The sequence below is a fragment of the Haloechinothrix salitolerans genome (assembly GCF_042662605.1).
GTDB lineage: Bacteria > Actinomycetota > Actinomycetes > Mycobacteriales > Pseudonocardiaceae > Haloechinothrix_A > Haloechinothrix_A salitolerans.
Genome location: NZ_JBHSXX010000001.1, coordinates 3,558,706 through 3,571,310, shown reverse-complemented (window position 1 = coordinate 3,571,310; position 12,605 = coordinate 3,558,706). Strand labels below are relative to the sequence as shown.

The following is a 12,605-nucleotide window of genomic DNA, read 5'->3' as shown; positions in this document are numbered from 1 at the left end:
CCTCCTTACCTATTCGATCTGTGAGTCGCGGAGTGCGGCCAGTTCATCCTCATAGGACTGACCGAGGTCGTTGAGAAACTCCAGTGCGGCCGCCGCTTCGTCCTCGTCGATCTTCGACAGCGCGAAGCCGACGTGGATCAGCACCCAGTCACCGGACACCGGCGGGTCGTCCGAAAGCAGGCCGACGTTGATGTTGCGTTTCACCCCGCTGACCGCGACTTTCGCCAGATCGGGTGTCTCGTTGTCGACCTCGATCACCTCGCCGGGAATACCGAGGCACATGTGTGTCACTCCTCTCGCGCGGCCATCGCGGGTATTCCCCGCGCTTCGGACACAGCCAGTTCGAGCACCTGTTCCACCGCCGTATCCACCGCGGCGGCGACGGGTTCGCTCAGGCCGATGTCCTCGTCGAGGCACGCTGGCTCGCAGCCGAGCACCAGCACCCTGCCTGGCGTCTCGCTGAACCGGTGCAGCAGGCCGATCACCGCCACCGGCGTCATGCCGTGCGCGTCGACGTCGGCGTCCGCGCAGCTGTCCGTATCGGCCTCGATCACGTACAGTTCGCCCGCCTCGCCGCCCCGCGACACCGCGTCGACCATGATCGTGGTGTCGTAGTCACCGTCCATCAGGTCGTAGGCGAGGTGCATGCCTCGAATGCCGTAGTCGGCCGCCGTCACGCCCTCCGGCAGGTCCCGAGTGGCCAGCCTGCGCGCGACCTCGGTGCCGAAGCCGTCATCGGAGAGCATGATGTTGCCGATACCAGCGATCAGCACTCGCGCCATCATGCCGATTCACCCACGTCGAGTGGTCGCACTTCGTCGGTGGTGAAGTGGCGGTACTGCTCGCGCTCATGGAACAGGTCGGCCGCAGGGTCGCCGTCGATGGTCACCGCGACGAAGTACGTGCCGTCGACGTCCTGGCGGATGGCCCGCACCGTTGCTGGTTTGCCCGCCACGAACATGTCCTGCACGTCGGTTCTGCCCTGCGGGGACAGCACCACCCGGGTGCCCGCCGTGATCGGGACGCCCGCGACCCGCACGCTGTCGACGTCACGTGGACCGTCCAACTCGATCTCGGGAAACGTCATCGGGTTCCTTCCGTCAGTCTTGGTGCCGGGCCATCCGCAAGATCTTGATCTCGCGCAGCAGCCCCGGATACTCGCGCATCGCGAGGGCCGCTACTGCCGCGATGACGAGCACGAGCTGGGCGATCAGGATTTTCTTGGCCATGGTCAGGTCCTTTCCTCGCGCGTGGGTGTCCTCAGCCGGGAGGGAGATTCGGCATGATGTCCAGGATCGGGTCGTGGTGCTTCGGGTGGATGCCGGTCGAGCGGCGAGCGTCGGCGGTGCCGTCTTCGTGATGACCGGGCTGCTTCTCATACGGGCCCTCGTTGCCTTGCTTGATGCCTGACACATGCGATGGCGTGTCAGGCGCCACGTCGGGTTCACCGACCCTGATGTCGCTCATGTCGTCCTCCTCGTCGGTTGTCACGTCCGTTCGGTCAACTCGGTGAAGAAGCGCTCGATCTCCGGCCACACCGTGCTGCCTCCCGACAGGCCACGCCACTCACCGCGCACCAGGGCGACCAGCCGGAAGCAGTCGTCGATCGGCACAAGCCAAAACTCCCTCGCGCCGTGTGCCGTGTTGACGAGCAGCGCTTCCACGTCGGTGTCCATGTCCCGCAGGTCGGGCACCTCGTCGAGCAACGCCTGCCACCGCGCGGGCTCCAGCTCGCTCTCGGTGGGGCCGACCGGGCTTGGATAGTGCGCGACGACGACGCCGCCGGCGTGCGCGACGACATAGGCGATGCCGACCGGGACGCCGATCGTCTCCGTCGGCACCGGTGGCAGCCGTTTCCTGCGGCGTGGCAGCCGCCGGTAGTGGCCTTCGCTGGCGGCGTCCCGCTCGAACAGCAGCGAGCACGCCTGGCAGCAGCACTGCACGTCCTGATTCGCGGTGTCCAGCAGGTGGCGGTGCTCGGCGGGCACGGGCTCCCCGCACAGGTCGCAGTGCTCGGCCGCCTCCGTCCGCCGGTCGCTCGCCCGGCGGATGACGCGTTCCAGTTCCGGTGCCCTCACCCGGCTCTCCCCGCGGTCGCGGTGCGGCTCAGCAACGCCTCCACCGGGATCACCGACGATTCCCGCCCCGCATCGGCGATCACCGGCTCGACAGAGGATAGTTCGGGCGCCAGTGCCAACACCGACTCCCGCACCACCTGCTCCAGTTCGTCGGTCCCCGACGAGCAGCCGCAGCCGCCACCGCTAGACGACAGCCGGACCCGTGCGACGTCGCCGTCGATCGCATCAAGCTCGACGCTGCCGCCCTGCGGTCCGGCACGCTCCTGGACGACGTCCAACGCCCGGCGCACCCTGGCCTCAACCGGTTCGGGGTGAATGTCGTGCAGGACCAGCAGATGGCCGAGCAGCTCGTCACTCGCGAGCCGCTCGGCCATCGCCTCGCTGGCGCGGTCGACGACCCGCGCCAGCGCCTCACCATAGACGTCGGTGAGCGCGGCCACCGCCTCGCGAGCGGCGTCGGCAGTGGGGCCGGGGTACTGCTCCAGGTGCGACAACAGCTCATCAAGGTGCCCGAGCCGCTGCTCGACGGCGGTGTCGTCGAGCCGATCAGCACCAGGCTGCTGACTCACGTCAGCGCTGCCGTCGATGCTGGTGCCCGTCGTGACATCTGGGCTAGCCATTGATGCCTCCGAACGTCGGCGAGTGCAGCTTCTTGAGTTCCTTTCCGCCACCGAGGTACATGTGCACCCCGCATGGCAGACACGGGTCGAAGCTGCGCACCGCGCGCATGATGTCGACGCCCTTGAAGTTGTCCTGGTTGTTCTCCTCGAAGATCGGTGTGTTCTGCACCGCATCCTCGTACGGACCAGGCGTGCCGTAGCTGTCGCGGGGACTGGCGTTCCAGGGTGTCGGCGGGTACGGGTGGTAGTTGGCGATCTTGCCGTCCTTGATCACCATGTGGTGGGACAGCACGCCACGCACCGCCTCGTGAAAGCCACAGCCGATCGCCTCGTCCGGCACCTCGAAGTTCTCGAAGATGCGGGTGTCGCCCTGGCGCACCCTGTCGAGACCTTCCTCGGCGAACTGGACCGCCATCGCCGCCGCGTACGCGACGAAGTAGGCCCGCGCACGATCCCGCTCGATCGCGTTGGACAGCGGCTTGCCCTCTTTGTCGTGCGGGATCTTCCACTCCAGCGTCATCTCGGGCAGTTCGGCGCTCTTCGGCAGCGTCATCCGCACCGTTGACCCGGTGCCCTTGACATACGGCGTGTCCACGAGGCCGGACAGCGCCGTCGACCACAGCCGGGCGAACGCGCCGCCGCCGGTGTCCAGCGCCAAATGGTCGGTGCCGTCGAACCAGCGCGGGCTCATCACCCAGCTGTAGTTGTTGTCGAAGTCGCGCTTCTGTGGCACCGGTACGGTTGTTTGGTTCCACGGGTGACGCATGTCGACCGGGTTGCCCAGCGGGTCCCGGGTCACGAACGGCTCCTCGTTGACCCAGTCGTCGTAGAACGAGCTGCCCAGCATGATGCGCATGCCGAGGTTGATGTCGATGAGGTTGTTGGTGACCAGCTCCCCGTCGACGATTACGCCGGGGGTCACGTACATGGCCTTGCCCCAGTCGTTCATCGACGCGTAGCGGTAGTCGCACACCTCGGGGTCGTTCCAGGAGCCCCAGCAGCCAAGTAGCACCCGCCGCCTGCCGACCTCCTCGTAGCCGGGCAGTGCCTCGTAGAAGAAGTCGAAGACGTCGTCGTTGAGCAGGATGGACTTCTTGACGAAGTCGAGGACACTGACCAGCCGGGAGAGATAGTCCGTGAACGTCGTCGGTTCCGGCATCGTGCCGACCCCGCCCGGATACAACGTGGACGGATGGACGTGGCGTCCCTCCATGATGCAGAACATCTCGCGCGTCGTACGGCTTACCTGCAATGCTTCCTTGTAAATCGCGCCTTCGAATGGGTTGAACGCACGCATGATGTCGGCGATGGTGCGATAGCCGTGCACGTTGCCGTTGGGCGCTTCCGCCTTCTCCGCCTTCTTCAGCAGACCGGGATTCGTCTCTTTGACCATCTGCTCGCAGAAGTCGACGAAGACGAGATTGTCCTGGAAGATCGTGTGGTCGAACATGTACTCGGCGGCCTCGCCGAGATTCACGATCGTCTCCGCGAGTGGCGGCGGCTTCACCCCGTAGGCCATCTGCTGCGCGTAGTGCGAGCACGTGGTGTGGTTGTCACCGCAGATACCGCAGATGCGGGTCGTGATGAACCCGGCGTCGCGCGGGTCCTTGCCCTTCATGAACACCGAATAGCCGCGGAACAGCGACGACGTGCTGTGGCACTCCGCGACGGTACGGTTGCTGAAGTCGATCTTGGTGTAGATGCCGAGATTGCCGATGATCCGGGTAATCGGATCCCATGCCATCTCGACGAGCTGGCCCTCCTGCTTCTTACCAGTGACTTTGGGCTCGGTCGCCGTCATCGATCCGGTCCTTTCGGTCTGCTCGTGGGTTGGCGCGGCGGGTTCCGGGCTAGGGCCGGTACCTCGGGTTGTATCCGGTGGTCAGCACTTCCTTGTTGTGCCGCCACTTCGGTTCCTTGTTCACCGTGGCGTTGGTGAACGCCCGCATCCGGCGAATGAACGCGCCATAGGGCTTGTTGAGCATCGAGGACAGGCTGCCGCCGGGTGGTTCGTCCATGAAGGGCATGAACATGTCTGGAAAGCCGGGCATGGTGCAGGCGATGCAGATGCCGCCGACGTTCGGGCAGCCACCGACGCCGGCCATCCAGCCCCGTTTGGGCACGTTGCAGTTCACGACCGGACCCCAGCAACCGATCTTCACCTGGCACTTCGGCGAGTTGTAGTCCTTCGCGAAGTCGGCCTGCTCGTAGTACGCGGCACGATCGCAGCCCTCGTGCACGGTCTTGCCGAACAGCCACTGCGGGCGCAGCTTCTCGTCGAGCGGCGGAGGCGGCGCCGCCCCCGCGGCGTGGTAGAGCACCCAGGTCAGCGTCTCCATGAAGTTCTCAGGCTGCACCGGGCAGCCCGGCACGTTGACGATCGGCAACGCGCCCTCCGATTTGAAATCCCAGCCGAGGTAGTCCGCGAGCCCCATGGAGCCGGTGGGGTTGCCCGCCATCGCGTGAATGCCCCCGTAGGTGGCGCAGGTGCCGATGCCGACCACCGCCCACGCCTTCGGTGCCAGCTGGTCGATCCACCAGTTGAGAGTGAGCGGCTCACCGGTCTCAAGGTCGTTGCCGAACGACGTCCAGTAGCCGTCACCGGAGATGATGTTCTGGTTGGGGATCGAGCCCTCGATGACCAGGATGAACGGTTTCATATCCCCACGTGCCGCCGCCCGGAACGGTTGGAGGAACTCCTCGCCACCCAGCGTCGGTGACAGCACCTTGTTGTAGAGGTTGACCTTTGGCAGACCGGGGATGAGGCCGAGCACGACGTCCTCAATGGACGGCTGGTTCGACGCCGTGACCGACACCGTGTCGCCGTCGCAGCTCATCCCCTCTGAGATCCAGAGGATGTTGACCTCGTCGAAGCCTCGCTGGTGCTCACCTTGCTTCTGCTGCGTTCCGCTCGCGACCGTCATGTCTGTGGCCTCCCTTGCTCAGGGTTTCGTGGTGGGATTCGGGCGCAGGTCGCGCACCGCGCCATGCAGCTTGGCCATCACCTCCTCCGGCATGTCGTCGACGCGGTCGAGGATCTCGGCCGCACGCGGATCGGTGGCCCGCGCCTCGCGCTTCTCGTCCTCGGTGAGCGTCATGGTGCGCAGCGAGAGGATCTCGTCGATCTCGGCGGCGTCGTGGAGGTCGCCGGGGCTTTCCGGAGCGATCTGTGGGTAGTCGTAAAGCAGGATCGGTGAGGACAACATCGAGTCGGCCACATCGAGATCGCCGGTCAGCACCGGGAACGTGTGGGTGTTGCGGCACGCCGCAGCGTGCCGCTCCACCCACTCCGGCGGTTCGATCTGCGAGAGGAAGCGTAGCCCCCGCCCCCGCAGCAGGGTGTGAGTCGCGATCAGCGAGTACCGCAACGCCTCGGCGCGCGTCATCGTCGGCACGACCGTCGAGACGGTGTTCTCGGTGCGTACACGCAGCTTGCAGGCGGCGCGCGGGGCGTCGAGGTGTTCCGCGGCGAGGGTCACGGTCGCCTCGACTGGCCAGCGCCTGCGGACGATCCGCGCGTCGTCATCGAGTGGCTCGACCTGCTCGCCCCGCGACAGCTGGATCGGGAACGACCTGCCGTCCGCCAACAGTTCCGGCAGGCTGACCACGAAGTCGCATTCCCTCGGTACAGCCTCGTCGAACGAAAGATACCGCGCGTCACCGACGTCGAGCGACTCCACCGGCTCGTAGCCGTCATCCGTGCGCCGCTCCACGGTCTTAGCCTGGAGTTGCAGGAACCGGACCCGTACGCGCAGCAGGCGCTCCGGCTCGGCCGGTTCAACCTCGAGCAGGCACTCGGTCTGTTGCTGCCACGACTCGACCGACCCCGCGACACTCTCGGCGATCGGGCCGTCCCACTCGACCCACCGACGGGGTGCGAGAATGCCGAACTGCCAGCGCACCCGGTTCTTCGGTGAGGACTTGCGGTAGGGGTAGAGCAAGTACCCCTCGTATAGGATGGCATCGGCCACCGCGCGTACGTCATCGAGATCGAGCTCCGCCGCAGCCGGCTCCCGGCTTTCCGCCGTGTTGCTCACAGCACAGTCCTCTCTGGTCCGCCGCGTCGCGCGCCACGCCTCGGTGGGCGGCCATGCCGCATTGCCTGGCACCGCTGACCAGCACCAGCGATGCTAGGAAGCTCGCTCCGCCGTCATAAGTGCTCTGACACCCACGGTTCGCTCGGTGGCACCGTCCTCGGAAACGTAGGTACCTTCGAGGTCCGCCGCGTCCGCAGCAGCTTTGCCACCATCGTGCTCGGCCAGGAACAGGCAGAGGGTGCGGACGAGATCTGCCACCGCGTCGCGGGTCTGCCCGAGAACGTCCTCGCCCTCGCGCGTGATCGCGTAGACCTGACGTCCATGACCGGTGCGGTCGGACTCCTGCCAGTTCGCGTGCGCCAGCCCCTCGCCGCTAAGCCGGTGCAGCGCCCGATAAACCGCGCCGGGGTCTTGGCCCTCGAAGCCGAACCGCGCGAGCCTGGCGCGCAGCTCGTAACCGTGCGCGGGCGCCTCTCGCATGAGCAACAGCAGGCACGCCTCCAGTAGTCCGCGAGGACGGCAGAAGTCGGCACAGCGGTGTTTGTTTTCCCCGGCGGTCATAGGGCCATCGCCTCGATCACCTCACGCGGTCGTCCGGTACCGGTATGCGCCCGAGTGACGCATGACACATCTGGTACCCACCGCTGGCGCGGTTAAACACCAAAACTCGCTTCGTGCCCCATTCGCGTGGGTCGTGACGTCCGGGCTCGGACTAGGTCGGCACACACCGGGTACTCACCGGCCGATGCCGGTGTCTACATCCGTTTTCCTGACGAGAAGGAGGTCTGGTGGGTCGCACCGACTACGAGGCCAAGCCCGACGAGGCGGTGGTCGGCGTCGTCTGTGATCCTGGCTCGCCCGCCGAGCTCATGGAGTCGCTGGCTGACCGCCTACCGGACGTCCTCACGGATCGCGTCGACGCTCCGGTCCGCTGGCGACTCGACGTCAGACGCGAGGAGCTGGAGTTGGATGATTCCGGCACCATCCCGATCGCGGCCGAGTCCAGGAAATGGCTGCAGGCCGAAGGCTGGGACTTCGTGCTGTTCCTGACGGACCTGCCCCGCATGAAGCGGAAACGTCCGATGCTGGCCAAGGTCAATCTCAAACAACGAGCGGGGCTGGTCTCGCTCCCTGCCATCGGCTGGTTCCGGTTACAGCGACCCGTGCGCGACACGATCGTCCACCTGCTCGGGATCCTCACCAGCGGCATGCCGGACGGCAGCACCGGCAGGCACCGCATCCGCCGCCGCCCCACTGAGGTCGTCTCCCCGGTCAGGCAGCTCCCGCTCGACGATCAGGACGCCGACTTGTATCTGGTGCTGTCCGGGGCGCGCGGATGGTTACGGCTGCTGTTCGGGATGGTTCGCGACAACCGGCCGTGGCGCCTCGTGCCCGGTCTGTCCAAGGCACTGGCCGCCGCCCTGGCCGCCGCGGCGTTCGGCATCTTCTTCTCCACCATCTGGACGCTCGCCGACGCCCTCAGCGCCACCCGGCTGAGTCTGATCAGCGCCGCTGCCGTAACCGCGATGGTCGTCTGGCTCATCACTCAGCACCGACTGTGGCACCGCCCACGCCGTTCCATCGACCGGGGCGACACGGTGCTGTTCAACACCGCGAGCGTGCTGACCTTGTTTCTGGGGGTCACCTGCATGTACGTCGTGCTGTTCGCCGCGTTGCTGTTCGCCGCCCTCATCATCATCTCCGGCGACTACTTCCAGAGCCAGCTCGGCCACCCTGTCGGCTTCACCGACTATCTCAGCATCGTCTGGCTGTCGAGCTCGCTCGGCACGTTCGCCGGAGCGATCGGCTCCACCCTCGAAACCCAGGACGACCTGCACCGCGCGGCGTACAGCAGGCGGGAACGGCAGCGCCGGGAACGATGGGCCGAGGAGGAGCGCACCGAGAACGACGACCAGAATCCCCGCTCCGAGGCGGCATAGGCAGCCCAGGGGTCGATCTGCGGACACGAAAGGGTGGCCGACATATGACAGCAGCCAACGGGACAGGAACGCCGGACGCGGTGATCATCGGCGCGGGGCCGAACGGCCTCGTCGCCGCGAATGTGCTCGCCGACGCGGGCTGGGATGTCGTGGTCTGCGAGGAGCAGCCCGACCCCGGCGGCGGCGTGCGCAGCGGCAACGGTCCCGCCGAAGGCTTCGTCTACGACCACTGCTCCGCGTTCTACCCGATGACGGCCGCCTCGCGCGCGATTCGCTCGCTCGGCCTTGAAGACTACGGGCTGCGGTGGTCACACGCTCCCGAGGTACTAGCGCACCCCCTCCCTGACGGCCGCGCCGCCGTGCTGTCGCGCGACGTCGACCGCACCGCCGCGAACGTAGAAGCATTGGGGCACGGCGACGGCGCGGCGTGGCGGCGTATCCACCAGATGTGGTCCGAGGTGGGTCCGATCCTGCTCGACGCGTTGTTCGTGCCGTTCCCCCCGGTGCGTCACGGGCTGCGGCTCGCGACGACGCTGGGCGCACGACGGCTGTTGCGGTTCGCGCGGTTCGGTGTTCTGCCAGTACGCGGACTTGCCCGCGAGGAGTTCACCGGCCCCGGCTCGCTGTTGCTCGCCGGGTGCGCGCTGCACGCCGACCTGATGCCCGAAAACGCGGGCAGCTCGGTGTACGGCTGGCTGCTGGCCATGCTCGCCCACGACCACGGGTGGCCGGTGCCGGAAGGTGGTTCCGGACAGCTCACCACGGCGCTCATCCAGCGGCTGGAGTCACGCGGCGGGCGGGTGCTGCGCGGGCAGCCGGTGCGGGAGGTCGTGGTCCGACGGGGACGCGCGGTCGCGGTGCGCACCGCCGCTGGGGACGAGATCCCGGCACGGCGCGCGGTGCTCGCCGCGATGGCGGCCACCCAGCTCTACGGCGGACTGGTCGGCTGGGAGCACCTGCCCGCACGGCTGCGCGACGACCTGTGCCGGTTCGAGTGGGACTTCGCGACATTCAAGGTCGACTGGGCGCTGCGGAAACCGGTGCCGTGGCAGGCGCCCGGCGTGGGTGACGCCGGGACGGTGCATGTCGCGGCGAGCCTCGACGAGATGACCGACTACGCCGCCCAGCTCGCGACCGGGCGGATACCGTCCGACCCGTTCACGCTCGTGGGTCAGATGACCACCGCGGACCCGAGCCGCTCACCGGAGGGCACCGAGTCACTCTGGGCGTATACGCACGTGCCGCGCGAGATCCGAGGCGACGCGGGCGGTGACCTCACCGGGTCATGGAGCGACCGCGAGCGGGAGGCGTTCGCCGACCGCATCGAAACGCAGATCGAACGCTACGCTCCCGGCTGGCGCGAGCTGATCATGGCACGACGCATCACCGCGCCAGGCGAGCTGGAGGCGAGCAATGCCAACCTCGTCGGTGGCGCCATCAACGGCGGTACGACGGCGATCCACCAGCAGCTCGTATTCCGCCCCACCCCAGGCCTCGGCAGGCCGGAGACGCCGGTCGCCGGGCTGTACTTGGCGTCGTCGTCAGCCCATCCCGGCGGCGCCGTCCACGGCGCGTGCGGCGCCAACGCGGCACGCGCGGCGCTCAACGGCGACCGGTTCCACACGCAACGCGCGGCAGCTCGCGGCATCCGCTACGTCATTGGCGACTGAGCGGCGAGCCCCACCCACGCTGCGGCGATCACCGAGCCGATCACAGCGGCAACCCTCCTCACCCGCGCCGCGCATCAGGATGTCGACGGGTGGCGCTCCGTCTCCAGTTACGACATCAGCACGAACGACGACCAGCTCCCGTCCGGTTCCCGCACGATCTCCCTGAGCACGCCTTCCCTGCTGAACCCCTCATTCGCGTACAGGTCTGGCACCACGTGGTTGGTTTCCTTGACCTCAAGCCAGACGCGATGTGCCCCGTGCTCGAACGCGCGCGCCACCACCTCGCGGAACGCCTTCTTGCCAAGACCTCGGCCCCGATGCGCGGTCGACACGACGATGGGACGCAGTTCCACGCTGCGATGCGGATCGGACAAGCCAACGAGGATCGCGAAGCCGACGACGCGGCCTTCATTGTGGGCCTGGTGGCACTGTCTCGCGGTCGGCGCGGCGGCGACCTGCACCCCCACCACCGTGGTGCGATACTGACGCGGCACCGTGAGATGGTTCGGAGTTCGTGGTCAGCCCGATCAACGGCACCTTCGACGATTTGGGCCACATCAGCGTCTTCGTCGGCACACGCGACACTCTCCCGCTCGATTCGCGCAAGCTGCACCGCCTCGCGACACGCGAGGGCATCGACATCGACTACTTCGAGTACTAAGGCATGGTCCACGGCTGGCTCCTGCTCAAGCACATCCCCGAATCCCGCAAGGCCACCGACGAACTCGTCGACGTGCTCCAGCGGTAGAACGGCGCCGTCTACCGCACGGTCGAGGCTGGCCTCGTCGGGTGCGGGTGTCAGAACGGCGGATCGTCGTCTGGCGGGTGGATGATCCGTTCTCGGGCGCGCTCGCGCGTGCCCTCGTCACTCGCCTTACGCGGTGGATCGACGACGGACCGTCTGGCCTTGGTGTAGGTCCGGCCAGCCGGGGTGATGATGGTGGCGACGCCGGTCTGCGTATCGAACTCCACCCGCCAGTCGGGATGGTCTTTCTTGTCGTGGTCGTGATCGCATTTCGGACCGCCGTTCCCGGCGCTGGTCGGCCCGCGTCGCGCGGCCCAGGCGTCGAGGTGGTCGAAGTCGCACGCGGGTGCGGGCCGATGGCAGCCGGGCACAGAGCACTCCCGGTCCCTGGCGTTGACCAGGTCCCGGATCAGCTGCGTCGGGCGACGACGGCTCCGGCCGAGATCGGTGACCGCACCCGTGCCGGGGTCGGTGAGCACCGCCCGCCACACGCTGCGCGGATTCGTCATGATCTCCCGCGCGATCGGTCCCGGAATCTCGCCATACCCGGCGAGTTCGGCACCGGTGTCTGTCATGGTCAACGCGGTCGTCACCGGCACGTGCACGTACACCACGGCGTTCGCGTTCGGATGCGCCCCGCCGGGGTCCTGACCCAACAACAGGCTGCCAGCGATGTCCGCACGCAACTGATCCAGCGTGCGCTCATCGCCGCCGCGCCGCGCGCTGCGCGCCATTCGGTCCAGGCGCGCATACGCCGAGGAAGCGACCTCGGCAGGCAGATCCATGGCCAACGTCGCCATGGCGTCCTCACCGGGGATCAGCTCAACCTTGCGACCGGTACGCGCCGCTCGCGCGCGCACGGTGGCGCCCTCCGGGTCGGCCTTGAGCACCAGACGCCGCGCGGTACGCCGCAGCGCCACAGGGTCGATCACATCGAGCGTGCCGTTCTCCCGCTTGGCCGCCAGCTCCGCGTCGACCTCGTGGGCCTGCTCGTCCGACAGCCCAGCGGCGACCCCGCACACCCGGCCTGCCCCGTAGCCCTCCAGCTCGCCGTCCTCCATCGCGGCCAGCAGCCGCGGGAACCGGCGCACCAACGCCTTCGCCCGCTCCACCCGAGTCTCCGCCTGGCGGCGGGTGACCCGCAGCTCAAGCGCGACCTCATCGGGCAGATACCGCGACTCCCGCCATTGCGGCAAGCCGGTCTCCGGATCAACGGCGCCAGTCGGCTCACGGCGCAGCGTGGCCAACCGCGACAGCGCGTGCGCCTCGATGGCATCCGCCCGCGCCCGCATCCGTCGCGCGGCGGCGAGGGTATCGACCAACTCGCCGTCATCGGTCAGCCGCGCGATCTCGGCTCCCGAGCGCGCCGTGCACACGAAGTCCCGCGCCTGCGGCTCCGACATCTGCCGCTCACCGGCCAGCGCGGCGGGAAGCACCAAGATCCCCGCCGCGCTGCCGACCTGCACGAACTCCGTCATGAACTCATAATTATAGAACTGGTGTTCGATACACAAT

Annotated in this window: 16 protein-coding genes; 3 read left to right on the top strand and 13 right to left on the bottom strand. The window is 67.6% G+C overall.

All coding sequences use genetic code 11. The features are described 5' to 3' along the window. Nucleotides 1–9: 9 nt before the first annotated feature. From ACFQGD_RS16985 to ACFQGD_RS16935, 11 genes are all read right to left on the bottom strand, one after another. Complete coding sequence (locus ACFQGD_RS16985) at nucleotides 10–282, bottom strand: HypC/HybG/HupF family hydrogenase formation chaperone (protein WP_345396839.1); 273 nt, start codon at nucleotides 280–282, stop codon at nucleotides 10–12. Nucleotides 283–287: 5 nt separating this feature from the next. Further along, nucleotides 288–785: a hydrogenase maturation protease gene (locus ACFQGD_RS16980; RefSeq protein WP_345396836.1), complete on the bottom strand. Its 498-nt coding sequence runs from the start codon at nucleotides 783–785 to the stop codon at nucleotides 288–290. Further along, nucleotides 782–1,087, bottom strand: a complete 306-nt coding sequence (locus ACFQGD_RS16975; RefSeq protein WP_345396833.1) for a hypothetical protein — start codon at nucleotides 1,085–1,087, stop codon at nucleotides 782–784. The genes ACFQGD_RS16980 and ACFQGD_RS16975 overlap by 4 nt, the downstream gene beginning before the upstream one ends. A gap of 13 nt (nucleotides 1,088–1,100) precedes the next feature. After that, nucleotides 1,101–1,229: a hypothetical protein gene (locus ACFQGD_RS16970; RefSeq protein ID WP_345396830.1), complete on the bottom strand. Its 129-nt coding sequence runs from the start codon at nucleotides 1,227–1,229 to the stop codon at nucleotides 1,101–1,103. Between the two features lie 31 nt (nucleotides 1,230–1,260). Continuing rightward, entirely contained in the window at nucleotides 1,261–1,467 is a 207-nt protein-coding gene (locus tag ACFQGD_RS16965; protein ID WP_345396827.1) for a hypothetical protein, read from the bottom strand. 20 nt (nucleotides 1,468–1,487) lie between these two features. Continuing rightward, nucleotides 1,488–2,078 carry a DUF5947 family protein gene (locus ACFQGD_RS16960; RefSeq protein ID WP_345396824.1) on the bottom strand — a complete coding sequence of 197 codons (591 nt, stop codon included), beginning with the start codon at nucleotides 2,076–2,078 and terminating at the stop codon, nucleotides 1,488–1,490. After that, nucleotides 2,075–2,698, bottom strand: a complete 624-nt coding sequence (locus ACFQGD_RS16955; RefSeq protein WP_345396821.1) for a nitrogen fixation protein NifU — start codon at nucleotides 2,696–2,698, stop codon at nucleotides 2,075–2,077. Before ACFQGD_RS16955 ends, ACFQGD_RS16960 begins: the two co-directional genes overlap by 4 nt. Next, complete coding sequence (locus tag ACFQGD_RS16950; RefSeq protein ID WP_345396818.1) at nucleotides 2,691–4,499, bottom strand: nickel-dependent hydrogenase large subunit; 1,809 nt, start codon at nucleotides 4,497–4,499, stop codon at nucleotides 2,691–2,693. The genes ACFQGD_RS16955 and ACFQGD_RS16950 overlap by 8 nt, the downstream gene beginning before the upstream one ends. A 49-nt stretch (nucleotides 4,500–4,548) precedes the next feature. Then, nucleotides 4,549–5,622, bottom strand: coding sequence for an NADH-quinone oxidoreductase subunit B family protein (locus tag ACFQGD_RS16945; RefSeq protein ID WP_345396815.1), 1,074 nt, complete (start codon nucleotides 5,620–5,622; stop codon nucleotides 4,549–4,551). Nucleotides 5,623–5,640: 18 nt separating this feature from the next. Beyond that, on the bottom strand, nucleotides 5,641–6,735 hold the full coding sequence (locus ACFQGD_RS16940; RefSeq protein WP_345396812.1) for a hypothetical protein: 1,095 nt from the start codon (nucleotides 6,733–6,735) through the stop codon (nucleotides 5,641–5,643). 93 nt (nucleotides 6,736–6,828) lie between these two features. Further along, nucleotides 6,829–7,296 (bottom strand): PadR family transcriptional regulator, encoded by a 468-nt coding sequence (locus ACFQGD_RS16935; protein WP_345396809.1) that lies wholly within the window; start codon nucleotides 7,294–7,296, stop codon nucleotides 6,829–6,831. Between the two features lie 227 nt (nucleotides 7,297–7,523). Between ACFQGD_RS16935 and ACFQGD_RS16930 the strand changes: the two genes are divergently transcribed. Together ACFQGD_RS16930 and ACFQGD_RS16925 are read left to right on the top strand one after the other, a co-directional pair. After that, entirely contained in the window at nucleotides 7,524–8,675 is a 1,152-nt protein-coding gene (locus tag ACFQGD_RS16930) for a hypothetical protein (RefSeq protein WP_345396806.1), read from the top strand. A gap of 44 nt (nucleotides 8,676–8,719) precedes the next feature. Next, nucleotides 8,720–10,345 carry a phytoene desaturase family protein gene (locus ACFQGD_RS16925; protein WP_345396803.1) on the top strand — a complete coding sequence of 542 codons (1,626 nt, stop codon included), beginning with the start codon at nucleotides 8,720–8,722 and terminating at the stop codon, nucleotides 10,343–10,345. A 107-nt stretch (nucleotides 10,346–10,452) separates the two neighbouring features. Here the strand turns inward: ACFQGD_RS16925 and ACFQGD_RS16920 are convergent, their stop codons facing one another. Then, a complete protein-coding gene (locus tag ACFQGD_RS16920; protein ID WP_345396800.1) occupies nucleotides 10,453–10,839 on the bottom strand; it encodes a GNAT family N-acetyltransferase in 387 nt (128 codons plus the stop codon). A 20-nt stretch (nucleotides 10,840–10,859) separates the two neighbouring features. On the opposite strand from ACFQGD_RS16920, the gene ACFQGD_RS16915 reads away from it, so the two are divergent. Continuing rightward, nucleotides 10,860–11,006 (top strand): hypothetical protein, encoded by a 147-nt coding sequence (locus ACFQGD_RS16915; RefSeq protein WP_345396797.1) that lies wholly within the window; start codon nucleotides 10,860–10,862, stop codon nucleotides 11,004–11,006. Between the two features lie 137 nt (nucleotides 11,007–11,143). On the opposite strand, the gene ACFQGD_RS16910 is transcribed toward ACFQGD_RS16915, so the two are convergent. After that, nucleotides 11,144–12,568, bottom strand: a complete 1,425-nt coding sequence (locus tag ACFQGD_RS16910) for an HNH endonuclease signature motif containing protein (RefSeq protein WP_345396794.1) — start codon at nucleotides 12,566–12,568, stop codon at nucleotides 11,144–11,146. Between the last annotated feature and the right edge of the window lie 37 nt (nucleotides 12,569–12,605).